Here is a 23163-nt window from a genome sequence, read left to right on the forward strand (position 1 = left end):
GGCCTCTCCTTCATTCGCTGTCATGTCATTGCCACCTAGATAGGGTGACGATTGCAAAAGTGTCCATTGAACAGTCTGTTTCCCGGTTTCAATGTCTTGCAATGCGTGTATAAACGCCGGCCCTCCAGAGCATTTGGGTCCCGACCCTAGAAGGTACAAAATGAAACGTGTCATGATTGTCGGCGGTCCCGGCTCGGGCAAGAGCATGCTTGCGTCCGCGCTTGGCGAGAAAACCGGTTTGCCGGTCTTTCACATGGACAAGATCCACTACCGGCCGGGCTGGGTTGCGCGTTCCCGGGAAGAGAAGGACCGGTTGACGCATGAAGTGCACCAAAAAGAGCGCTGGATCTTCGAAGGTGGTCATTCGAGCACTTATGCCGAACGGATCGCGCGGGCGGACACCTTCATCTGGCTGGATGTACCGGTCGGTCTTAGACTGTTTCGTGTCCTGAAGCGGTCGGTGAAATACTACGGGCGCAGTCGACCGGATCTACCGGAGGGCTGCCCGGAGCGCTTCAACCTCCAGACCATAGAATTCCTGCAGTTCATCTGGCGCACGCGTCACTCCGCCCGCGACAAGCTGGTGCGGATCCAGGACAATCCTCCCGCCCATCTGCGCGTTCACCGGCTGACCGATCTGAGGGAGGTCAGAGACTTTCTTTCCCGCGTGGAGCCGACTGCTGTTTGAAGGCTGGCTTCTTGACAGTTCGAATACCGGGCTGCACAAGGAAACCACACCCGGGGTGCCCCGCAAGGGGCTGAGATGCTGCAGGGCGCAATGCGCAGCGCAGGGACCCGATGAACCTGATCCAGGTCATGCTGGCGAAGGGAAGGTGCCTGCGATCCGTTCGGGTCACAATTCCGCAGGATGCTGGCTCCTCCTTCTTCAAGTTGACCATCTATCTGCCCGAGACCGCTTGTGGGTCTTTGCCGGAAGGAAAACACTTGGCAGTCGTTGGAAACCGTAGAGATGCATACTCCTGCACAAAGGGGACTTGGTGATGGAAGTCCTGGTCCGCGGTGCCGGTGTCGCTGGTCTTGCGCTGGCGCGGGAGCTGCTTCGGCGCAAGGTGAAGGTCAGTTTGGTGGACAGGCGTTCGGACTGGAGCGGCAGCGCCTCCTGGCTTGCGGGCGGCATGCTGGCGCCCTGGTGCGAACGGGAGAACGCAGAAGAGCCGGTGCTGCGCTTTGGCAAGGGTGCCATCGACTGGTGGGATCGCGCCGTACCCGGCTTGTTGCGGAGAAGGGGAACACTGGTGGTGGCACCTGCCAGGGATACCCGAGAACTCGACCGGTTTGCGCTAAGAACATCCGGCTATCGGCTGCTTGACCGCAGTGAGGTAACAGCTCTTGAACCGGAGCTGGAGGGGCGTTTCGCAAAAGGTCTCTTTTTCGAAGGCGAAGCCCATCTCGATCCGCGTGCGGCGCTCCAAATGCTCCTTGATGACCTGATCGCCGATGGTGTCGATTTTCACGTCAGGAGCGATTGCTCCGAGAACGCATCGGGTTTGACCGCAGATTGCACCGGCATGGCTGCCCGCGATCCGGACCTGCGCCCGGTGCGCGGCGAGATGCTGATCCTGCACGCACCGGATGTTCACCTGGCACGGCCGGTGCGCCTGCTGCATCCGCGTTTTCCGGTCTATGTCGTTCCGCGCGAGGACCAACACTTCATGATCGGCGCGACCATGATTGAAAGCGGCGACAATGGACCGGTCACCGTGCGGTCCACCATGGAATTGCTCAATGCCGCCTACAGCCTGCATCCGGGCTTCGCCGAAGCCAGGATTGTTGAGACCGGTGCCGGGCTTCGGCCGGCCTATGCCGACAATCTGCCGCGTGTCAGGCGGGCGGGAGACACCATCTTTGTCAATGGGTTTTACCGCCACGGCTTCCTGCTGGCACCGCATTTTGCGGACCTGGCGGCAGACATGATCACCACGCAACATCAGGAGACTCGCCTTGAAGCTCATTATTAACGGCGAAGCGCGGGACGTTAAAAGCGCCACCCTGGACCTGCTCCTTGAGGAGCTGGACTATGAGCACGCTTTCCTGGCAACAGCGCGGAACGGCGAACTCGTCAGTTCGGAAGTCCGCAATGCCTGCGCACTGCGGGAGGGCGACCGGATCGAGATCCTGTCGCCGATGCAGGGGGGCTGAGAGCGATGCTGAACTTTTACGGGGAAAGCATTTCATCGCGGCTGCTGCTGGGCACGGCACAATATCCATCGCCCAGGATCCTGGCGGACGCGATCAAATCCTCCGGTACGGAAATCCTGACCGTATCGCTGCGGCGGGAAAGCGCGGGCAACGGCGCAGGCGGCAAGTTCTGGGACCTGATCCGTGACCTGAAGGTGCGCGTTCTGCCCAACACCGCAGGCTGCCATACGGTTCGCGAAGCGGTGACCACGGCGCAGATGGCACGCGAACTCTTCGGAACGGACTGGATCAAGCTGGAAGTGATCGGTCATCACGACAGCCTGCAGCCCGATGTCTTTGGCCTTGTTGAAGCCGCTCGGATCCTGAGCGAGGACGGCTTCAAGGTGTTTCCCTACACGACCGAGGACGTAATTGTCGGCGAGCGGCTGCTGGAGGCAGGCTGCCAGGTCCTGATGCCCTGGTGCGCGCCGATCGGCTCTGCCAGGGGGGCGGTCAATCCGGACGCGCTGAAAAGCTACCGTGCGCATTTCAGGGATATCCCGCTTGTGGTCGATGCCGGCCTGGGCCGGCCTTCGCATGCGGCTGAGGTTCTCGAACTGGGCTTCGATGCCGTCCTGTTGAACACGGCCGTTGCCAAGGCCGGCGATCCGGTGGCCATGGCCCGGGCTTTTGCCGGAGCGGTCGAGGCCGGGCGATTGGCCTATGAAGCAGTACCTCTGGAACCGCGCGACATGGCGGTTCCCTCAACCCCGGTTATCGGAATGGCGGTGTTTGAATGAAACTCGATCCCTTCTACCTGATTGTCGACAGCTCAGACTGGATCAGGCGCCTGGTGCCGCTTGGCGTGAAGCTTGTACAGCTGCGCATCAAGGACCAGCCGGAGCGCATTTTGCGCGAAGAAATCGCGGCCTCGAAAGAGATCTGCGCCGAGCACGGCTGCCAGCTCATCGTCAATGACTATTGGCAGCTGGCCATCGATGAGGGCTGTGATTTCATTCATCTGGGTCAGGAAGACCTGGCTGACGCTGATGTCGATGCCATCAGGAGAGCGGGCCTCAAACTCGGCGTTTCCACCCATGACGGCGCGGAACTGGAAACAGCTCTCGCCGTTGCGCCTCAATATGTTGCATTGGGCCCGGTCTATCCGACCATCCTGAAGAAGATGAAATGGGCACCACAGGGCCTTGAGAAAATCGGAAGGTGGAAAGAACAGATCGGCGGTTTGCCACTGGTCGCGATTGGTGGTCTCAATCCGGAACGCTTGCCCGGCGTCTTTGAAAACGGGGCCGACAGCGCGGCGGTGGTCACCGACATCACCCGCAATTCGGACCCGGAAGCCCGGACGCGGGAATGGATCTCGGCAACGGCGCAGTGGCGTTAGGTGCCCTGGGACGGGGCCCAATCGCCGTCTTGTCGGGGCCAGGCCAAGACATCCAGATCGTCCGCCGGCCTCTTGTCACGATCTTGTCCGATGGACGGTTTTGGCATGGGAGCGGATCAAGTCCGGCAATAGCGATAGCACTCTACGCGGCGTAATGGAGTGCTATCCGAAAATCGCTTTATCGCGCGCGACCTGATCGCGCAAGAACTCCTGTACGGCGGCCACGTGGCGCAGCGGTCGGGAGCTTTCATGTGTCACCATCCAGTAGGCGCGTTTCAACTTGAGTTCGGGCAGAACGGCCACAAGTGCGCTGTCATCGCGCGCGATAAAATCGTGGAGGATGCCGATGCCGGCGCCGCCGCGCACAGCCTCCGTCTGTCCCAGGGCAGATGCAATCTCGAACCTTGCTGTCCAGTCCCGCGAGATTTCCGCACCATAATTGAGGGACGGCGAATAGAGCAGATCTTCCACATAGCCGATCAGATCGTGTGCGCCGAGGTCGCCTGATGAGGTAGGTGTGCCGTGTTCTTTCAGATAGGTCTTCGACGCGTAGAGACCGAGCGAATAATCGACCAGTTTGCCGGCAACCAGCCGTCCTGTATCCGGCCGGTCGATCGTGACCGCGATATCCGCTTCGCGCCGCGAGAGGGAAAAGGAGCGGGGAACGGGCACGAGCTGCACCGTCAGGCCCGGATGGCGTGCCGTCAGCTGGCCAAGGCGCGGGGCGAGGTAGGCGACCCCGAAACCGTCCGGAGCGCCGATACGCACGGTGCCGGTAATGCCTGGCGTGTCGCCACCGAGATCCGCTTCCGCTGCGAGCGCTTCCGCCTCGATCCTTTCAGCCCGTTCAAAAAATCTTGTGCCGGCATCCGTCAGGACACAGCCCGAAGTCGAGCGGTCGAACAGTCTTGTGCCGACACTGTCCTCTAGCGCTGTCAGCCGCCGGGCGACCGTTGCGTGGTTCAGCCCCAGCCGCCGCGCCGCTGCCAGGATCTGGCCGGTGCGGGCAATCGACAGGAAAATTCGAATGTCGTCCCAGTTCATGGCGTGGCACTCACCTGTTTTCTGTCAGTTGTCATCCCCGCGAAGGTGGGGGCCGTAATGTGAGGCATCAGTTGGCGCGAGCAGCCGCTGCGGCGTACTGGATCCCGGCTCTCTGCTTCGCTTCGGCCGGGATGACAATGAACAGGGATTGGATTTATCGTCACAACAACGAAGCGTCATCGCATCGTTCTTGCCATAACTATAAAAATTGCACAACAGATCCGGAATGATGGGTCTTGTTTGTGGCAAAAAATAAAGTCAAAACAATGCCAGATCCGGCGGGTGCCCTAACGGCGCTGGACCGTCCGGCAGTTTGGGAGAAACGCGACATGGAAAAGATCGGTCATTTCATCGGCGGCAAGCGTGTGGAAGGCACGTCCGGCCGTTATGCAGATGTCTACAATCCGGCCACGGGTGAAGTGCAGGCGCAGGTCGCGCTTGCCAGCCAGGCGGAAATGGACGCTGCCATTGCCAATGCTGCAGCCGCGCAGCCGGCCTGGGCGGCCACCAACCCGCAGCGCCGTGCACGCGTGATGATGAAGTTCGTCGACCTTCTGAACCGCGACATGGACAAGCTGGCCGAGGCCCTGTCCCGCGAACACGGCAAGACCTTGCCGGATGCCAAGGGCGACGTCATTCGCGGTCTGGAAGTGGCCGAGTTCTGCATCGGTGCACCGCATATGCTCAAGGGTGAATTCACCGAAGGCGCTGGACCGGGCATCGACATGTATTCCATGCGTCAGCCGCTCGGCGTTGTTGCCGGCATCACGCCGTTCAACTTCCCGGCCATGATCCCGATGTGGAAATTCTGCCCGGCAATTGCCTGCGGCAACAGCTTCATCCTGAAGCCGTCCGAGCGCGATCCGTCCGTGCCGATCATGCTGGCCGAGCTGATGATCGAAGCCGGTCTGCCGGAAGGTGTTCTGAACGTAGTCAACGGCGACAAGAGCGCGGTCGATGCGATCCTGGACGATGAAACCATCCAGGCGGTCGGTTTTGTCGGCTCCACCCCGATCGCACAATATGTCTATGCCCGCGCAACGGCTTCCGGCAAACGCGCCCAGTGTTTCGGTGGGGCCAAGAACCACATGATCATCATGCCGGACGCTGATCTCGATCAGGCAGCCGACGCTCTGGTCGGTGCCGGTTACGGTGCAGCGGGCGAGCGCTGCATGGCTGTTTCCGTTGCTGTTCCGGTTGGCGAGAGCACCGCAAACGCGCTGATCGAAAAGCTGGCGCCGAAGGTCGAGGCGCTGAAGATCGGGCCGTACACCGCCGGCAACGATGTCGACTTCGGTCCGCTTGTCACAAAGGAAGCTCTGACCCGCGTCAAGGGCCTTGTTGATCAGGGTGTCAAGGAAGGCGCCAATCTGGTGGTCGACGGCCGCGGTTTCTCCATGCAGGGCTATGAAGACGGCTTCTTCATGGGCGGCTGCCTGTTCGACAACGTCACCAAGGACATGGAAATCTACAAGACCGAGATCTTCGGCCCGGTGCTGTCGGTTGTTCGCGCCGAAAGCTACGAAGAGGCCCTCGATCTGCCGCTGAGCCACGAATACGGCAACGGCACGGCCATCTTTACCCGTGACGGCGACACGGCACGCGATTTTGCGTCCCGCATTAATATCGGCATGGTCGGCATCAACGTGCCGATCCCGGTGCCGCTCGCCTATCACACGTTCGGAGGCTGGAAAAAGTCCGGCTTCGGTGATCTCAACCAGCACGGTCCGGACGGGTTCAAGTTCTACACCCGCACCAAGACCGTCACGTCCCGCTGGCCGTCCGGCCTCAAGGATGGTGCGGAATTCGTGATCCCGACCATGAAATAAGCCTTACAAGGCTGAACGAGCAGGGCGCCCCGCCAATGGTCGGGCGCCCTTCTTTTGGCTTGAAAAATGAAAAAATATGTTTTTTATTATTTATCATTAAAGAAGGGAGTTTGGCTATGCCTCACATCATTCCACCGGTCCTTGTCGGTGTTTTTCTGCTGTCGATGATCCCGGTCACGGTTTTCTGTCCGGGTGCACCGATGTTGACGTCGCCCTATCAATGGAGCGGGCTCATTGTCGCCAGTGCCGGCTTTGCCATTCTCAGGAGCGGTCATAGCCGCTTTCTGGCGGAAAAAACCGAGATACACACCTTTCGCGAGCCGACAAAACTTGTGAGCGACGGCATCTACGGGGTTACACGAAATCCGATGTATCTGGGCTTTCTGTTGATCCTGCTGGGGGCGGCCATCTGCACCAACGAAGCTTTGAACGTGCTGTTCGCACTTGCCTTTTTTCTGACGGCCCAGTTCTGGTACATCCCGTTGGAAGAACGTAATGCGGCAGATGCCTTTGGGGCGGCTTACAACGATTACAAAACCCGCGTGAGGCGATGGTTCTAGAGATGCCCAGACCAAAGGTTGATGCTGAGCAAATTCGGGAGACACTTCTGACGGCGGCGGAGCGGCGCCTGAAGCGCATGGGGTCGGCGCGGTTCTCCGTCACGGATCTTGCTGCCGATTGCCGGATGTCGCAGTCCAATGTCTATCGCTTCTTCCCGAACAAGGCTTCCCTGATGGCAGCTCTGGCCGAAAGATGGTTTCGGGAAATCGAGGCAGAGCTGACAGCAAGGACTGACACAGCTGCGCGTTGGCAAGACAAACTGACTGCATTTGTTCATGTTCAGCGCGAGCTGAAGTCTGCACGATATGATCAGGACCCGGAGCTGTTTTGGGCCTATCTCAGGCTGGCGGAAGAGCATCCGGAGCCCGTGATGGCCCATGTTGACCGCCTGCAGCAGATATTGGCCAGCATCCTGGAACCGGAGTTTCGTGGCCCTGATCTGGCAGCAGGCTGCACTCTGGTTGCAGACGCGACCCAGTTGTTTCGGGATCCGTTCCTGATTGCGAGGTTCCGGGACCGGTGTACGGCTGAGCGGGCCGATGCAGTTCTGATGGCGGTTCTTCAAGAACTGGAACGTCGCCGGATGGCCTAACGCAGTTCCGCAAAGTCTTAATAAACGAGCAGATACCAGATGATGCCGACAACCAGTGCTGTAATTGTCAGAGCACAAAGCAGGAAAAGCGGCCAGAACACACCCGGTTGCTGCGACCGGTTGGCCATTCCGAGCAAGTTGGAGGGTCTGACCGGATCAAGCGTCAGGATCAGTTGCTGGGCGGCGAAGGCAAGAATGAGAAGGGACAGCAGGCCGCCGGCGGCCTGGAGGTAGTAGCCAGCCAGAACAAGCACAAACGCAATGCTCACGGCAAGGGCGGCGATCAGGGACGCGAAGAGCCGGCCGGCGATGATATAGCCAAAGTCGCCGAGCCCGGGTTTTCTGTCCTTCATGCCGCTCTCCGTTTCCGCTGGTCCAGGGTCAGGACTCATTCATTTGGATGAATAAGTCCTGCCCCCAAAGCCACAAGCCTCTTAAGCGATACTGACACGGAAACCGGCCCGCAAGGCCCGCTTTTTGAAGTCGGCTCCGCAAACCCGCGTTCAAGGAGCCGCTGGAAGGGTCAGGCTGCGGCGGCGTCAGCGGTGACCGTCCGGTCGGCCTGATAGTGCGACATGGTCACCAGACCGTCGATTTCCGCCATGATGGCTTTGAAGCCGGGATCCTTCATGACCTTGTCCGCAGCGGCCTTGGCACAGCTCAGATCACGCCACATGACCACATCGGCGAACAGGCCCTGATCTTCGCAGGCTTCATAGGCGGTCCAGGAAAGAAAACCGTCATAGGTACTCACGGTGTCCTGCGCGGCGCGCCGGGCACTACGTGCCTTGTCGGCGTCCTTGACTTTGAAAACGACGAGTTCGAGGCAGGGCTCTGTCATTGGTATCTCCATGAATTTGAAAGGGGAAATTCCCTTGCCCCTTCATGACACAGCCGTCCTGACAGCCTCCTGTCAGGAGAGTTTGGCTTTTTTTGTCCGGGGCAATTCAGGAGCGTGGCAAGTCGCCCCTTGAAATTCACTGTCGAGCGCGACATCAACTACTCGATGGGAAAACACGGGCGCGAACCAGATCATTGTGCGAACCATGCTTCGGCGCGGGGTAAAGAGACTGCTGAGATCGGTCAACCTGTACCGGCAGACCGGAAGCGCCTGAAAAGGGCAGGCCTGCTTGTCGCGGCTTCCGATCTTTTCTGGATTCCGCAGGCGGGTTTGATCGCCCTTGCGCTTGGAACCGTTTTTGCCGCATTGCCGAATGAGCCGACGTCAGCCGGTTCTTCTGCCAATCTGATACGTCAGACAATTGTCTTTGCAGCATGTTTTGCCGGCCTTGCGCTGGTGCGGGCCGGTCTCCAGTATCTGGGAGCACGGCTTGCAAGACAGGCCGCGCGGGAGGTGCAAAGCAGGACGCGGGCGGAGTTGCTTGCTGCAGCTTCCAAAACGTCACCGGCCGAACCATTTCCGTCTTCCGGGGCGTTTGCCGCCCATATCAGCGAGCAGGTGGATCTGCTCGGGCCCTACTACCGCAACTATGTGCCGCAGCTTCCAAGACTGAAGATCGTGCCCTTGGCAATTGTTCTCGTAACGCTCTGGCACAGCTGGCTGGCCGCCCTGATTCTGCTTGTGTGCGGCCCGGTCATTCCGCTCTTCATGGCCTTGATCGGCATGCGCGCTCAGGCGGCAAGCGCCGGTCAGCAGGAGGAATTGACTCGGCTGAGCGGTGTCCTGCTCGACCGTATCAAGGGGCTGGAAACACTGGAACTGTTCGGGGCCCTGGAACGGACCCGGAAGGATGTGGCCGAGGCAGGGGAGCGTTTCCGGAAGGGCACCATGAGCGTTCTCAAGATCGCCTTTTTGTCCTCCACTGTTCTGGAACTCTTCTCCGCACTCGGGATCGCCTTTTCAGCCGTGTTTATTGGTTTCACGCTGCTGGGCGATCTCTCCGTCGGCACCTGGGGACAGCCGCTCGGCTATTCTGCCGGGCTGTTCGTCCTCCTGCTGGCGCCGGAATTCTTCGCTCCGATCAGAGCATATGCTGCGGCTTATCACGATCGGGCGACGGGTCTTGCCGCACAGGAAAAACTGGCAAGCCTGCTGCAGAGGCCTAGCGCCAAGGGGCCTTCCAGGTGCGGCGAGGCTTTTCAAGATCCAGCGGAGGCACAAGCTGCACCTGCCATCCATGTGAAAGACTTGAAGCTGGAGTTGGCCGGAACGCTCGTTTTTGAAAACTTCGATCTCGACATCGCGCCCGGGGAGACAGTGTTTCTGACCGGCCGGAGCGGAAGCGGCAAAACGAGCCTGCTCGATTGCCTGTTGGGCTTTCATCTGCCCCAGTCAGGTATTGTCCAGATTGATGGGTCTACACCACGCCAACTGGGCAATGGCCTGTTGCAGAGTGTGGCTTGGCTGGACCAGACCCCACGACTGTTTCATGGCAGTCTGAAATCGAACCTGCTGAGGGGGACCGGAGACACCCAATCTGTCACGGATGCGGATCTTTGGGGCGCGTTACAACTGGCCGGGGCAAAGGAGCTTGTCGAGCGCTTGCCAAACGGTTTTGCAACGCAACTGGGGGAAGACGGCTTTGGTCTTTCCGTCGGAGAAATCAGGCGGATCGCCCTTGCCCGTGCCGCCATGCGCAAAGATGCCGGACTGTTACTTGCAGACGAACCGACCGCCGCTCTGGACAGGGAAACAGCGGGTCTTGTGATCAAGGGTCTTGAGAAACTTGCAGTCGGGCGCACGACCATCATCGCGACACATGATCCTGCGGTGCTAGCCTTGCCGGGCCGTGTGGTCGAATTGGAGAAACAGGACATGCGGGCCGTTGGAGAAGGCGTCTCATGACATCGGTTTGGCGGATCATCCGGTCTCAGTACCAACACGACCGGCTTTCTTTCACGCTCGGCATTCTTGTTTCGCTCGTGCCCGCTGCTGCCGGGCTGCTCCTGCTCGGCGTGTCCGGCTGGTTTATAACCGCTGCCGCCCTTGCGGGCCTGAGCGGGGCGTTCTTGAACATTTTTGCGCCGAGCGCCATCATTCGTGCCCTGGCCATCATGCGCACCGGCGGCCGCTACGGTGAACGGTTGCTGACCCATGAGGCAACGTTCCGGTTTCTTCTCCAGCTCCGCAACCAGGTGTTCGCCGGATACATCCAGACCCGAAGGCGAGGCGCACGCTCGGCTGTCTCGCTCAACAGGCTGACTGTCGACATTGCCGCTCTGGATCTTGTCTATCTGCGCCTGGTCGTTCCGGGCACGGTTGCCATTGTCGCGGCGGTTGCGCTTGTTGCCTGGTGGGCGTCGGTTTCGATCCCTGTGCTCACAACCGGTTTCCTGCTGTTTTGTCTCTGGTCTGCCGTTTTTCTGGTGCCGGTTTTCCGGCCGAACCTCAACACGGCCAGGCGGGCGGATGCCGCATTGGAGGCCATGAGGCTGAGATCGGCGGATCTTGTGGCCGGACGGCGGGATCTGAGCATCTATGGGGGGCTGGGCCGTGCCGCCAACAGCGTGCTTGCTGCCGAAGACCGCCTGCACAAGACGGAAGATGCAGAAGAAGAGCGCGCTCTGAGGTTGACGGTCCTGTCCGGGTTGATCGGGCAGCTGTTTCTGGCTGCGTTTTTGACCGTCGCGATCCTTGGCGTGGCAGAAGGGGAATTTGGCGTTGCCTTTGCCGCGGGGCTCGTGCTGGTGGTGATGGCCTTGCCCGAGATCGTCAACCTGGTGCTGCCGGGCCTCATTCGGATGCCACGGGTGAATTTGGCCGCAAGGCGGGTCGGCGGTCTTCTTGCCGTTGGGGAAAGTCCTGGCGAAATCGGTGCTGAGGGCAACGGGCAGCCGTTGCCTGGACCGGACACGGATGTGCTTTGCTTTGAAGCTGTTTCGTTCTGCTATCCCGGCGCGCATCGGGAGGCGGTTGAGGGGCTCAGCTTTCAAGTCAGGCCTGGCGAAGTCATGGCGGTCGCAGGTAGAAGCGGCTGCGGCAAGAGCACCCTAGTGGCGCTTGCCGCCCGGCTTCTCGACCCCGAGCGTGGAAATATCTTCCTTGATGGAGAGCCCTTGCAGCAGATCGCGGAACAGCGGTTGCGGTCCCGGATCACGGTCCTGGGGCAAAAGCCCTTCTTCTTCAACGATACGGTGGCTGCCAATTTGCGCATCGCCGGCGCGGGCGCGAGCGATGGTGAACTCTGGGCAGCGCTTGAAAAGGCGGCTTTGGCGGACCGGATTGCGACCGGTCCGGCCGGACTGGAGACCGTCCTGGGGGAGGGCGGGATCGGTTTGTCCGGCGGGGAACTTCGCCGGCTGGCGCTGGCACGCGCGTTTTTGACGCGCCCGGGCCTCTTCATTCTTGATGAGATGACAGAAGGGCTCGACGAGGAGACCGCCTCAGATGTGCTTGATCGGTTCTTTGCCGCCCGCGGGGACGCTGCGGTGCTGATGATTGCCCACAAACAGCGTGAACTGGACAGGGCCGGCCGCGTGTTGCATCTGGGCGCCCGGTAGACGTGGCGCCGGACCTGCTTTCGGCAAACCCCTCGTTTTTCAAACAGTTCCGGTTCAGTTTTTCTCGCCTTAAAGTTGTTGCGCCGCAAGTGTCGCATTGACCTTGCCAAGGGGCTGGGTCACCATCGACACATTCGAAGACTCGGTTTAGGTGCCGCCCGGGAAGAAGGGGCGGCGCAAGGCCTGGCAACCGAAAGGGACGGTCTTTCGGTTGCCGGTGAAGCAGAGCAGGGTCTTCACCAAAGCTTTTGCTCAGGCTCTCGGCCTGAAAAGGGGGAATGCGATGGAACTCAACGTCGTTGACCTGTCCCGGCTGCAATTTGCCATGACAGCGCTCTACCACTTCCTGTTTGTGCCCTTGACCATCGGCCTGTCGATCCTGCTCGCCACCATGGAAACGGTCTATGTGATGACGGGTCGCGAGATCTGGAAGCGCATGGTGAAATTCTGGGGCACGCTGTTCGGGATCAACTTTGTGCTCGGGGTGGCAACAGGCCTGACGATGGAGTTCCAGTTCGGCATGAACTGGGCCTATTTCAGCCAGTATGTAGGCGACGTCTTCGGTGCGCCGCTGGCGATTGAGGGCCTGATGGCCTTCTTCCTCGAAGCAACCTTTGTCGGCTTGTTCTTCTTCGGCTGGGACAGGTTGTCCAAGCGCCAGCACCTGGCCGCCACCTGGGCGGTTGCGCTTGGCACCAATTTCTCGGCGCTCTGGATCCTGATAGCCAACGGCTGGATGCAGCATCCGGTCGGAGCGGCCTTCAATCCGGATACCATGCGCATGGAAGTGACCAGCTTCTTTGACGTCCTGTTCAATCCGGTCGCCCAGGCCAAATTCGTGCATACCGTATCGGCTGGCTATGTGACCGCCGCCATGTTCATGCTCGGCATATCGGCCTGGTACATGCTGCGCGGCCGCCATATCGCGATTGCCAAACGCTCCATGGCGATAGCATCCGCCTTCGGCTTTGCCTCCGCACTGTCGGTCGTCGTGCTCGGCGACGAAAGCGGCTACGAGGCAAATCTGAACCAGAAGATGAAACTCGCGACCATCGAGGCCATGTGGCACACGGAACCGGCACCGGCCGCCTTCAACGTTGTCGCCTGGCCGGACATGGCAAAGCGCGAGAACGTCTTTGCCATTGAAGTGCCCTATGTCATGGGCCTGATCGCGACGCGCTCTCTCGACACCGAGATCCCGGGCATTCATGAATTGGTGGACCGTACCAAGGACCGGATCCGCCAGGGTGCGATCGCCTGGGACGCGTTGCAGCAGATCCGCGAGGATCCGTCCAAGGCAAGCCAGGAACTGCGCGAGACTTTCATGCAGAACGAGAGTTCACTTGGCTACGCGTACCTGTTGCTGCCCTTTACCGACGACCCGCTGAACGCGACGACGGAACAGGTGGAGGCGGCGGCCTGGTCGACGGTGCCGGAAGTCTGGCCCATGTTCTATGCATTCCGCATCATGGTCGCCTGCGGCTTCTTCTTCATTCTGATGACGGCGATCTTCTTCTACTATTCCTCGTCCGGGCAGCTTGATGTTTTGCGCGAGAAACGCCGCTGGCTGCTTCATGTCGCTGTCTGGGCCATCCCGTTGCCGTGGATTGCCTGCGAAATGGGCTGGTTTGTTGCCGAATATGGCCGGCAACCCTGGATCATCGAGAGCATGCTGCCGACCGCTGCCGCCGTCTCCAGTCTGAGCGTCACGGAAGTGCTCCTGACCCTGGCCGGCTTCATCGCGCTTTACAGCACGCTTCTGGTGATCGAGATCACCTTGATGATCAAATACATCAAGATCGGACCGGACGATGGCGAGGCCGCGGAAACGCTGCCGCCGCCGACCATGCGGCCCGTCGTTCCCAATTCAGCCTCGGTTCCTGCGGAGTAAGACGTCATGGTTCTTTATGAAATGATCGACTACTCGGTGCTGAAGATGATCTGGTGGCTGCTTTTGGGTGTGCTTCTGATCGGCTTTGCCGTGATGGACGGGTTCGACATGGGTGTCGGTGCGCTGCTGCCTTTCGTCGCCGACACAGACATCGAACGCCGCGTGGTCATCAACACGATCGGCCCGACTTGGGAAGGCAATCAGGTCTGGTTCATCCTGGGCGGCGGCGCGATCTTCGCTGCGTGGCCACCGCTTTACGCGATCAGCTTCTCCGGCTTCTATCTGGCAATGTTCGTGGTGCTGGCCGCCATGATCCTGCGGCCGGTCGCCTTCAAGTATCGCTCCAAGCGGCCGGATCCAGCCTGGCGCAACGCCTGGGACTGGGCGCTTTTCACGGGGTCCTTCGTGCCTGCACTCGTTTTCGGTGTCGCCGTCGGCAACGTCATGCTTGGCGTTCCCTTCACCCTTGATAACGACTTGCGCATGACCTACGAAGGCTCGTTCTTCGGTCTGTTTTCACCCTATTCGGTGCTTTGCGGACTGCTCTCGGTGTCCATGCTGGTCATGCACGGTTCCGTCTGGCTGGTGATGCGGGCGAGTGGCGATATCGCCATGCGCGCGCGCCGTTTTGGCACCTTTGCCGCCATGTTCGGACTGATACTCTTTGCGCTCGGTGGCTACCTCGTTGCCTCCGGCTATGTCGAGGGCTACCGGATCACCTCCGAGATCGATCCCAACATGCAGGCCAATCCGCTTGCCAAGGAGGCGATTTCCGAAGGGGGCGCCTGGCTCTACAACTACACGGTCCATCCGATCCTCTGGCTGGCTCCGGCGTTCGGTTTTCTGGGCCTGTTCGGAACGTTGGTTCTGTTGCAGACAAGCCTTGAACTGCTGATCTTTCCGGTCTCGAAAATGGCGCTGTTCGGCATCATCTCGACAGTCGGCGTCTCCATGTTCCCGTTCATTCTGCCATCCTCCGTTCAGCCGGAGGCGAGCCTGACAGTCTGGGATGCATCATCCTCCCACAGGACCTTGTTCAACATGCTGGTGGCAACGGTAATCTTCCTGCCGATCGTGCTCGCTTACACCGCCTGGGTCTACAAGGTGCTTTGGGGCAAGGTGGACGAGGAAACGATCGAACGCGACAACCATACGGCTTACTGAGGAGACAGAAGAATGTGGTATTTTGCCTGGGTCCTCGGAATGCCGCTGGCATGCTGCCTGGCCATCCTGAACGCCATGTGGCTGGAATTGCGCTCGGAGGATGAGCGCCGCCGGCGCGAAGGACGCTGAAGGGCCTGAACCTTGTCGAACGCCTGGGGACAAGAGCGCATAGGCAACGACCTGCTTGCCGAAGCGCTCTGATTTTCTGCCGGAGATATTCGCTTTCGCCCGAGAGGGCGGGGCAGGTGCTAGGCGGTTAGCCGACTGAAGACCAGGATGCTGATTGCATACAGACCGAGCACGAGCATGGTCCCCAGAACCGTCCGTTTTGTCGAAGCGCCGGTTTCCGGGTCCAGCCAGAAACTCAGAGCACGTGTCGTTGCCGGCATGACGGCCCAGGTCAACAGGATCACGCTCAGGATGTTTGAAACAAAGATGGAAAGCGGTAATCCCAGGGACGACATGAGCGGCGAAACGTAGAGCGTCAGCAGCATCACCGTCGGGTAAAGGGCCAGCAACACCACCATCGCCATCCTGATCTGCGATGGTCCGCCGTCGCGATTGCCGGACGCATTTGCGAACCAGTCTTCAAAACCGCGGCCAATCCGTCTGACCTGCACGTTTTCAAAAAACGGTTCGGCCTGTTTCATGAGCCGTTGATGTGTTTCGGACGCGAACCAGTCATCCAGATTCTGGCTTGAATCGAAACGAAAGATGACCACCCACTCGTTTTGCACACCCGGCAGCGGACTGATGAGTTCGGTGGCCTGAAAGCCGGGAAACTTTCTGGCGGCGCTATCGATTTCCTGCTGCCATTTCTGATAGGCCGCTTCACAGCCCGGTTTCACCTGTTGGGAAATCACCACAGTCACGGGCAGGGAGGAGGGCTTGCTATTGGCGACCACCTGTCTTGTAACCGGTTTGCCGAAGGTTTTGTCGGATGTGGTCAGGGCGATCTTGAACCTCTCATCATCGAGCAACGATTTCAGGCCGTCGATCGTTTCAAAAGTGATCACTTGCACCCATTCGTCCTGAACGCCGTCAATGGGTGTCTGGAGGTCGACGTCGAGCAACCCCTCGTGCTGCCGAGCCAGTATGACAAGCTCCCGGTGCCAGTTCTTGTAGGCCGGCTCATCAAACGCGCCCTGGGCCCGTGACAGGATGAGAACGCCGGTTTTGGTTGTGTCCTGCATGCTCTGTGGACCTCAATGAACAGGAGTTCCGGTTTTCCGGTGGAGCAACTGTCCGCTCACATAGGTTGCCTCGACCGAGCGTTCGTCTCCCAGCATCATCGTGCCGAAGGCATCATGTTCCATCCGTGCACACTGGTGCTCTTCGCTGGTCTGATCTTTCCCGAACGGGTTGTTTTGTGCACGAAAGGCGAGGGCAGGCGTCGGGCTGAGATCCAGCACAACCAGGTCGGCATATTTGCCCGGATCCAGGCTGCCGATTTCATCCTCAAGCATCAGGGACTTGGCACCGCCGAGCGTCGCCAGATAGAGCCCCTTGAAAACCGACAGCTTTTGCGACTGGAGCGCCGCCACCTTGTAGGCGTCGTTGAGCACTCTCAGGATCGAGAAACAGTCACCGGCCCCCATGTCGGTCCCAAGTCCGACGAGGACCGGCGTTTCCAGGGACTTCGCCTTGTGGATCATGAAGAGGCCGCTGCCGAGATAGAGGTTCGAAGACGGACAGAAGGAGATTGAGCACTTGGACGCCGACATGCGCTGAAACGCGTCGTCACTCAGGTGAATGGCGTGTCCGGCGGTGAATTTCGGGCCGACGATGCCGGCTCTTTCATAGACGTTCAGATAGTCACTTGCTTCGGGGAAGGCTTCAGCAACCTGGGCGATCTCCTTGTGGTTCTCCGACATGTGCGTGTTGACCCACGCAGTCGGATATTCCCCCTTCAGCTGACCGCAACGGTCGAGTTGTTCCCTGGTCGAGCCAAGCGCGAAACGCGGTGTGATCGCGTATTTGTTACGCCCCTTCATGTGCCAGCGCTCGATCAGATCCTTGCTGTTTGTGTAAAAACTATCGGCGGTGTCGCGATACTCCGCGGGGGCGAGCCCTTCTCGGTCGATCCCGGTCAATCCCGCGATCATGCAAATGTTGCGCTCGCTGCAGGCTTCGAAAAACGCGTCGACGGATTGCGGAAACGTCGTCGTGAACACTTGCGCCGTGGTCGTGCCGTTCATCAGAAGCATGTTCAGGAAACGGTCCGCCACGGAGCGCGCATATGTTTTGTCCTGGAACTTGAGCTCCGTTGGAAACGTGTATTTCTCAAGCCATTCCAGCAACTGTTCCCCATAGGCCGCGATCATCTCGGTCTGCGGATAGTGAACATGTGTGTCGACGAAACCCGGCATGATCAGCCTGTTTGCATAGTGATCCATGGCGATGTCAGCGTATTTGTCTGCCAATTGATCGTAGCGTCCGAAATCGGCAATCTTATCACCGTCGATGACGAGTAGACCGTCGGGCAAGTAGCGGATTGCGTCTTGTTCGTCCCTGTAGAAAGGGTCGTGCAAAAAATCCAGAAAAGCGCCTCTGATTGCTTTCATTTCCGCCTCCATCGTCCGCAGAGGCTTCAAGTTTGAACCAGAATTATTGGAAAAGTGTAGAAATTTTCAGGCATTGACGCAGAGGTTCGAACAAAGGCAATAAATTAACGGTCCTTTGCTGAAATTGAGGGACAGGGCGTCATCCTGCCTGTAGTGACAATTGTGAGGTGCTGCAGGTCGCACTAGGCTGACGGAACGATGCTGCCGGGAAATACGGCTTGAATACATGGAAAATGCAAATGTGTGTTTCCAATTTGCTTTCCAGTTTTTTGCGGCGACTACCCTGCAATTCGTCGGTCGACCGTTTGCGGCGTGTCTGGCCAACCCCGGTTATTTGCTTGATTGCGCTCCTGATTGGCCTGGCTGAGCCGGTCAGCGCGCAAACCACGGGAGCGATTGTCTTCAGCGGCCTCAAGAATGACGGTTCCTTCAATGAACTGGCGCATGAAGGCACTAAGCGTGCGATAGAGCAGTTGGATCTTGATATCCAGGAATGGGTTGCGACAGACGAACAAGAGGTCTTTGGTGTGTTGCGCTCGCTGGCAAAGCACGGAGCGGATCACCTTGTGACACTCGGTTTTACAAACACCGAGGCCGTTCGCACGGTCGCCGCGGAATATCCCGATGTCATGTTCACACATATTGATGGATTGATCGCTGACATGCCCAATGTCAGGTCCATCTTGTTTTCCGAGCAAGAGAGCGGCTTTGTCGCCGGTTATGTCGCCGGACTGAAATCAAAGTCCGCCAAGGTCGGCACGATTGGCGGGACGGACATTCCTCCTGTACGCAGGTTCATGTGTGGTTTTGCAGCGGGGGCAAAGCACGCTGATGACTCCGTGGAAATTCTGGCAAGCTACGTAGGTCCCAACAGTGGCGCGTTTCGGGACATCCGTGGCGGCAAGCTGGCAGCCGAGCAGATGCTGACAAGTGGCGTTGATGTCATTTTTGCGCCAGCAGGCCTTGCCGCGGAAGGGGTTGCGAAGGCGGCGCAAGGCGCCGGTGCTCACGTCATTATGGTCGACGCAAACAGGAATGCGTTTCTCCCGGGTACGGTATTGACGAGTGCGTTGAAACGGGTCGACGAGGCAGCGTTCGCAACGTGGCAATCGGTCTCAAACGGAACCTGGACGGCAGGGGTCGAGATCATGACGGTGCGGGAAAATGGCGTGGACTGGGCAGTCGATGAGCACAACAGGGCTCTTGTTGCTGATATCGAGCCAGCGGTGTCGGAGATCAAGAGTGCACTTGCCGACGGCACACTTGTCATTGAGCCCGTGGACAACGTGGCTGACTGCTCCGACATCCTGTGATCTGCAAAAAGCCCCGGCCAAAGGACCGGGGCAATTTGTCTTGGGCAGTTATGCGCCGTATCAGGCGGCCTGCGTCTTGGCGGCCTGCAGTTTTTCCAGAATGTTCTGCGGCGAGGAAACGCCGTAAGGGTCGCTGTCGCAGTTGTCGGAGATGCCTTCTTCCTCGAACCACTGGTCGACAACACCATCGTTTACCACCGCGCCATAGCGCCAGGAACGCATGCCGAAGCCGAGATTGTCCTTGGCGACCAGCATGCCCATCTTGCGGGTGAATTCACCGGAACCGTCCGGAATGACCTTGACCTTGTCGATGCCCTGCGCCTTGGCCCAGGCATTCATGACAAAAGCATCGTTGACGGAGATGCAGTAGATCTCGTCGACGCCTTCAGCCTTGAAGTCGTCGAACAGTTTCTCGAAATCCGGCAGCTGGTAGGTGGAACAGGTCGGCGTGAATGCGCCCGGCAGCGAGAACAGAACGACCTTCTTGCCCTTGAAGTAGTCGTCGCTGGTCTTGTCTTCCCAACGGAACGGGTTCGGACCGTCGATGGATTCATCGCGAACGCGGGTGCGGAAGGTGACGGAAGGCACGTGTTTGCCGAGCATGATTGACTCCGAAAATTCTGAAATTGTCTGGTCAGTCCATGGGGTGTTCGATCACAAGAAGAGACCGCACACGGCTGGAAACCAACCGAAGAAGAGACACATCGCCTAACGCATTTGCTGCGTTGCCGCAATCCGTTTTGCTTCGCAAAATCACCTGAAAGGTCAGCTTGAACACTGAAACTGTGGATCTGTCAGAAATGACAATCATCTGTATCCATTCGTCAGCGTGCCGTATGTCCGGAATGCTTCACAGGTTTCCCGACAAGATTTCTGGCAAATACTTGTAAGACCGGATAATTTCGCATCTTGAGAGTCATCGTTTTTCCTGATCACCGTCTGCAGGGACGGTTGAGTGCAGGGAAATCGTGAAATGGGCGTCGGATGCAAAAACTGTTTCAGTGGGTGCGCTGGTTCTGCATGGGATTGGCTGCCATCGTTTTTCTAGGCCAATTGGCAATGGTGCTGATGCGCTACCTTCTGGGTATTGGCTTCCTGGAAGTTCAGGACGCGGTGAACTATGCCTTCGCGTCGCTCGTGGCCCTGTCTGTCATCGTGGCCTTTGACGCGGAAAAGCATGTGCGTGTTGATGTCTTTCGCCAGAACTGGTCTGACCTTCTCAACTGCCGGATCGATATGCTGGGCTATCTCCTCCTGGCGATCCCCGTGTTTGCGCTGATGGCCTGGACCGCCTTTCCTCTGGTGCGCAGCTCCTGGGCAATCCTGGAAGGGTCGCCCGAGACCGGCGGTTTGCCGGGGCTCTTTGTGGTCAAGACCTGCCTTCTGATCTTGCCGGTCCTGGTCCTGCTCTTCGTGGTCCGGCGGCTTGTCATGCTTTGGCGGCGACCTGTCTCATGAGCGCGGATATTCTCTGGCTTCTGGTGATGGCGCTTGCCGTCTTCGGTTTCATCCTGAGCGGCGTTCCGGTGTTGATGGCGATTGCCGGTGCCCCGACGCTGGTTGCGCTGCTGGCCGCTCTGTCAGGCCAGTTTGATCTGCTTTACTTCCAGGCAGTGCCGCAGCGCGTTTTCGGGATCATGACCAACCCGCTGCTGTTGGCGGTGCCGCTCTTCGTGTTCATGGGGCTGATCCTGGAGAAATCCAATCAGGCGGAGCGCATGCTCAAGAGCCTGACGGCGGCCCTTGGTGGTCATCAGGCATCTCTTGCGCTGGCCGTGGTGCTCGTCAGCGCCCTGATCGCCGCGTCGACCGGTATCATCGGCGCCACTATCGTGATGCTCGGGACGATCACCTTGCCGGCGCTGCTCCAGGCAGGGGTCAACAAGCACATGAGCAGCGGTCTCATCTGTGCGAGCGGGACCCTTGGTCAGATCATCCCGCCCTCCATCGTGCTGATCCTGCTAGGAGACCAGGTCTCGAATGCCTATTTCGAAGCCCAGCAGGAAGCCGGGAACTTCGCCCCGGATCCCGTCACCGTTGGCGATCTCTTCGCCGGCGCATTGTTGCCTGGGCTTCTGCTGGTCACGCTTTACGGTGCTTACGTTCTGTTCCGACTGCGCGGCAGGGGCGAACGGTCCGAAAAACCCGTAGATCAACCGAAAGCCTCTGTCTCCGAGCTCGTTGGCAGCATTGCACCCACGCTTGGGCTGATCGTGGCTGTTCTGGGCAGTATCCTGATCGGCATTGCAACGCCGACAGAAGCCGCCAGCGTCGGCGTTGCAGGTGCCATCCTGATTGCGGCCGCCAGCCGGACGGGAACGAGCGCGCGCCTGGCGATGCTCTGCGCCGGATTGGCCGTTCTGCTGTTGTTGCTGCGCCGCGCTGGTATGTTCGGTCTTGATTTCCACGAGGGGCAAATCAGCTGGTCTGCTTTGACGGTCTTTTCCCTTTCCTTGACCACGCTGGCCTTCGGGCTTCTGCTGACCGCATCAACGGCCCTGCTGCGCGGCGGGGTCTTGCTGCCGGCCCTGAAGGAGACGGTGACCATCACCGGCATGATCTTCGGTATCGTGATTGCCGCCAGTATCCTGTCGCTGGTGTTCCGGGGATTTAATGGTGATGAACACGTCGCGGAGCTCCTGAATGCGCTGCCAGGCGGTGCCTGGGGCATGCTTTTGCTGACGATGCTGGTGATCTTCCTGCTCGGTTTCATCCTGGAGTTCGTGGAAATCATCTTCATCGTCGTGCCGATCGTTGGCCCGATTATACTGCAGTCGGATATCAGCCCGGTCTGGTTCGCGGTTCTGATCGCGCTCAATCTGCAGACATCGTTCTTGACGCCGCCCTTCGGATTTGCGCTCTTCTATTTCCGGTCCGTTGCACCGGCGGACATCCGCACCACCGACATTTATGTATCGGTGATCCCGTTTGTCGCCATCCAGCTCCTGGCACTTGGCCTGGTTGCCGCCTTTCCCGCACTGGCAACCTTTCTGCCAGACGTTCTGTTTTGATGTTTGAAGGAGGTATCAGATGAAAAGACGCGATTTTCTGAAAGCCGGAGCGGTTGCTGCTCCCGCCAGCCTGTTGGCAGCCCCGGCTATTGCCCAGGGCAAGATTGAATGGAAACTGCCGACATCTTTTCCAGCCAAGGCACCTGGTGTCGGAACCAACGTGACCACCTTCGCCAATCGCGTTGCGGCCATGTCCGACGGCCAGCTGACCTTCAAGGTCTTTTCCGGCGGTGAACTTGTGCCGCCTTTCGGGGTTGAAGACGCGGTCGAGCAGGGCACGGCCGAAATCGGCCACTCAACGCCTTACTATGCGGCGTCCAAGAACTCCGCGTTGCATTTCTTTTCCGCCGTACCGTTTGGCATGACCGCTGTCGAGACGACGGCGTGGCTGCGCTATGGCGGTGGCCAAGAGCTCTGGGACGGCATTTATGCCGAGCGCGGGCTGAAGCCGTTTTATTCCGGCAGTTCCGGCGTCCAGGCCGCGGGCTGGTTCAAGAAGCCGGTTGAAAGCCTCAATGACCTAGCCGGTCTCAACATGCGCATCGCCGGCCTCGGCGGTGAGGCTATGCGCAAGCTCGGCGTCAATGCCGTTCTGCTGCCGCCTCCGGAAATCTTCCCGTCCTTCCAGTCCGGTGCCATTGACGCCGCTGAATGGGTCGGGCCGATGCTGGACCAGGCATTCGGTCTGCAGAAGGTCGCCAAATATTGTTATGTGCCGGCCTTCCACGAGCCTTCAGCTGCGCTGGAGATCGTGGTCAACAAGGAGGCCTATGAAGGTCTACCGGCACACCTGCAGGCGATCATTGCCAATGCCGCCGAAGCTGCCTCGGTCGAAACGACGGCCCAGTTCGACTATTACAACGCTGTCGCCATGAAGAAGCTCAAGGACAATGGCGTCACTTTCGGTGCGTTCCCGGACGACGTGATTGCCGCGCTGAAGCCTGCTGTCGCCGAGGTGCTGGCCGAAAACGCATCTGCCAATCCGAAATTCGCTGAAGTCCAGAAAAGCTACGATACGTTTCTGGAGCTGGCAAAGGATTATGCAACCGAAGTCAAGGCTGCGACCTTTACTCAAAGGGTCTGAGGTGACCTGACAAGGTCTGCGGGAAGAGCGCAGGACCCGTAGAGCTCATGAGACCGGCGAGCCAGGTTGCTTGCCGGTTTTTCTTTTCATGACCGGATGTTCGGTGCG

The 23163-nt window shown here is 59.1% G+C and carries 23 protein-coding genes and 1 riboswitch; of the genes, 17 read left to right on the plus strand and 6 right to left on the minus strand.

Annotated elements, in window-relative coordinates; genetic code table 11:
- Window positions 1-160 precede the first annotated feature (160 nt).
- The 5 genes from ACO6TG_RS26950 (at window position 161) to ACO6TG_RS26970 (ending at window position 3541) form a co-directional block, all read left to right on the plus strand.
- Window positions 161-688 carry an AAA family ATPase gene (locus ACO6TG_RS26950; protein ID WP_422376027.1) on the plus strand — a complete coding sequence of 176 codons (528 nt, stop codon included), beginning with the start codon at window positions 161-163 and terminating at the stop codon, window positions 686-688.
- A gap of 41 nt (window positions 689-729) precedes the next feature.
- Window positions 730-849, plus strand: a riboswitch (TPP riboswitch).
- 152 nt (window positions 850-1001) lie between these two features.
- Window positions 1002-1979 (plus strand): glycine oxidase ThiO, encoded by a 978-nt coding sequence (gene thiO, locus ACO6TG_RS26955; RefSeq protein ID WP_422376028.1) that lies wholly within the window; start codon window positions 1002-1004, stop codon window positions 1977-1979.
- The gene (gene thiS, locus ACO6TG_RS26960) at window positions 1963-2160 is read left to right on the plus strand and encodes a sulfur carrier protein ThiS (protein WP_422376029.1); all 198 of its coding nucleotides are present in this window, start codon (window positions 1963-1965) and stop codon (window positions 2158-2160) included. Before thiO ends, thiS begins: the two co-directional genes overlap by 17 nt.
- A gap of 5 nt (window positions 2161-2165) precedes the next feature.
- The gene (locus ACO6TG_RS26965; RefSeq protein WP_422376030.1) at window positions 2166-2939 is read left to right on the plus strand and encodes a thiazole synthase; all 774 of its coding nucleotides are present in this window, start codon (window positions 2166-2168) and stop codon (window positions 2937-2939) included.
- Window positions 2936-3541, plus strand: coding sequence for a thiamine phosphate synthase (locus ACO6TG_RS26970; protein ID WP_422376031.1), 606 nt, complete (start codon window positions 2936-2938; stop codon window positions 3539-3541). Before ACO6TG_RS26965 ends, ACO6TG_RS26970 begins: the two co-directional genes overlap by 4 nt.
- 162 nt (window positions 3542-3703) lie before the next feature.
- On the opposite strand, the gene ACO6TG_RS26975 is transcribed toward ACO6TG_RS26970, so the two are convergent.
- Entirely contained in the window at window positions 3704-4585 is an 882-nt protein-coding gene (locus ACO6TG_RS26975; RefSeq protein WP_422376032.1) for a LysR family transcriptional regulator, read from the minus strand.
- A 329-nt stretch (window positions 4586-4914) separates the two neighbouring features.
- Here ACO6TG_RS26975 and ACO6TG_RS26980 point away from each other — a divergent pair, with 329 nt between their 5' ends.
- Genes ACO6TG_RS26980 through ACO6TG_RS26990 form a run of 3 tightly spaced genes read left to right on the plus strand, consistent with a single transcriptional unit; the run spans window position 4915 to window position 7567 of the window.
- Entirely contained in the window at window positions 4915-6414 is a 1500-nt protein-coding gene (locus tag ACO6TG_RS26980; RefSeq protein WP_094074501.1) for a CoA-acylating methylmalonate-semialdehyde dehydrogenase, read from the plus strand.
- A gap of 35 nt (window positions 6415-6449) precedes the next feature.
- Window positions 6450-6974 carry a methyltransferase family protein gene (locus ACO6TG_RS26985; RefSeq protein WP_422376033.1) on the plus strand — a complete coding sequence of 175 codons (525 nt, stop codon included), beginning with the start codon at window positions 6450-6452 and terminating at the stop codon, window positions 6972-6974.
- A 2-nt stretch (window positions 6975-6976) separates the two neighbouring features.
- Entirely contained in the window at window positions 6977-7567 is a 591-nt protein-coding gene (locus ACO6TG_RS26990; RefSeq protein WP_422376034.1) for a TetR family transcriptional regulator, read from the plus strand.
- A gap of 17 nt (window positions 7568-7584) precedes the next feature.
- Here ACO6TG_RS26990 and ACO6TG_RS26995 read toward each other — a convergent pair whose 3' ends face one another.
- Window positions 7585-7920: a hypothetical protein gene (locus ACO6TG_RS26995; RefSeq protein WP_422376035.1), complete on the minus strand. Its 336-nt coding sequence runs from the start codon at window positions 7918-7920 to the stop codon at window positions 7585-7587.
- Window positions 7921-8090: 170 nt separating this feature from the next.
- Window positions 8091-8408, minus strand: a complete 318-nt coding sequence (locus tag ACO6TG_RS27000; protein ID WP_422376036.1) for a hypothetical protein — start codon at window positions 8406-8408, stop codon at window positions 8091-8093.
- A gap of 129 nt (window positions 8409-8537) precedes the next feature.
- Between ACO6TG_RS27000 and cydD the strand changes: the two genes are divergently transcribed.
- The 5 genes from cydD to cydX all read left to right on the plus strand — a co-directional run bounded on the left by cydD (window position 8538) and on the right by cydX (window position 15212).
- Window positions 8538-10373 (plus strand): thiol reductant ABC exporter subunit CydD, encoded by a 1836-nt coding sequence (cydD, locus tag ACO6TG_RS27005; RefSeq protein WP_422376037.1) that lies wholly within the window; start codon window positions 8538-8540, stop codon window positions 10371-10373.
- Window positions 10370-12028, plus strand: coding sequence for a thiol reductant ABC exporter subunit CydC (gene cydC / locus ACO6TG_RS27010; protein ID WP_422376038.1), 1659 nt, complete (start codon window positions 10370-10372; stop codon window positions 12026-12028). Before cydD ends, cydC begins: the two co-directional genes overlap by 4 nt.
- 283 nt (window positions 12029-12311) lie before the next feature.
- On the plus strand, window positions 12312-13919 hold the full coding sequence (locus ACO6TG_RS27015; RefSeq protein WP_422376039.1) for a cytochrome ubiquinol oxidase subunit I: 1608 nt from the start codon (window positions 12312-12314) through the stop codon (window positions 13917-13919).
- A 6-nt stretch (window positions 13920-13925) separates the two neighbouring features.
- A complete protein-coding gene (gene cydB / locus ACO6TG_RS27020; protein WP_422376040.1) occupies window positions 13926-15083 on the plus strand; it encodes a cytochrome d ubiquinol oxidase subunit II in 1158 nt (385 codons plus the stop codon).
- A 12-nt stretch (window positions 15084-15095) separates the two neighbouring features.
- A complete protein-coding gene (cydX, locus tag ACO6TG_RS27025) occupies window positions 15096-15212 on the plus strand; it encodes a cytochrome bd-I oxidase subunit CydX (protein ID WP_094070399.1) in 117 nt (38 codons plus the stop codon).
- 119 nt (window positions 15213-15331) lie between these two features.
- Here the strand turns inward: cydX and ACO6TG_RS27030 are convergent, their stop codons facing one another.
- Entirely contained in the window at window positions 15332-16276 is a 945-nt protein-coding gene (locus ACO6TG_RS27030) for an antibiotic biosynthesis monooxygenase (RefSeq protein ID WP_422376041.1), read from the minus strand.
- Window positions 16277-16288: 12 nt separating this feature from the next.
- Window positions 16289-17647 (minus strand): guanine deaminase, encoded by a 1359-nt coding sequence (gene guaD, locus ACO6TG_RS27035; protein ID WP_422376042.1) that lies wholly within the window; start codon window positions 17645-17647, stop codon window positions 16289-16291.
- A gap of 338 nt (window positions 17648-17985) precedes the next feature.
- Here guaD and ACO6TG_RS27040 point away from each other — a divergent pair, with 338 nt between their 5' ends.
- On the plus strand, window positions 17986-18960 hold the full coding sequence (locus ACO6TG_RS27040) for a BMP family lipoprotein (RefSeq protein ID WP_422376043.1): 975 nt from the start codon (window positions 17986-17988) through the stop codon (window positions 18958-18960).
- Window positions 18961-19020: 60 nt separating this feature from the next.
- Here the strand turns inward: ACO6TG_RS27040 and ACO6TG_RS27045 are convergent, their stop codons facing one another.
- Entirely contained in the window at window positions 19021-19563 is a 543-nt protein-coding gene (locus ACO6TG_RS27045) for a peroxiredoxin (protein ID WP_422376044.1), read from the minus strand.
- 381 nt (window positions 19564-19944) lie between these two features.
- Here ACO6TG_RS27045 and ACO6TG_RS27050 point away from each other — a divergent pair, with 381 nt between their 5' ends.
- From ACO6TG_RS27050 to ACO6TG_RS27060, 3 genes are read left to right on the plus strand one after another with little or no spacing between them, the layout of a single operon-like run.
- Window positions 19945-20418: a TRAP transporter small permease subunit gene (locus ACO6TG_RS27050; protein ID WP_422376045.1), complete on the plus strand. Its 474-nt coding sequence runs from the start codon at window positions 19945-19947 to the stop codon at window positions 20416-20418.
- Window positions 20415-21971, plus strand: coding sequence for a TRAP transporter large permease (locus ACO6TG_RS27055; RefSeq protein ID WP_422376046.1), 1557 nt, complete (start codon window positions 20415-20417; stop codon window positions 21969-21971). The genes ACO6TG_RS27050 and ACO6TG_RS27055 overlap by 4 nt, the downstream gene beginning before the upstream one ends.
- 19 nt (window positions 21972-21990) lie before the next feature.
- Entirely contained in the window at window positions 21991-23055 is a 1065-nt protein-coding gene (locus tag ACO6TG_RS27060) for a TRAP transporter substrate-binding protein (protein WP_422376047.1), read from the plus strand.
- Window positions 23056-23163 lie beyond the last annotated feature (108 nt).

The sequence above is a fragment of the Roseibium sp. genome, assembly GCF_965233565.1.
In the GTDB taxonomy this organism is placed as follows: Bacteria; Pseudomonadota; Alphaproteobacteria; order Rhizobiales; family Stappiaceae; genus Roseibium.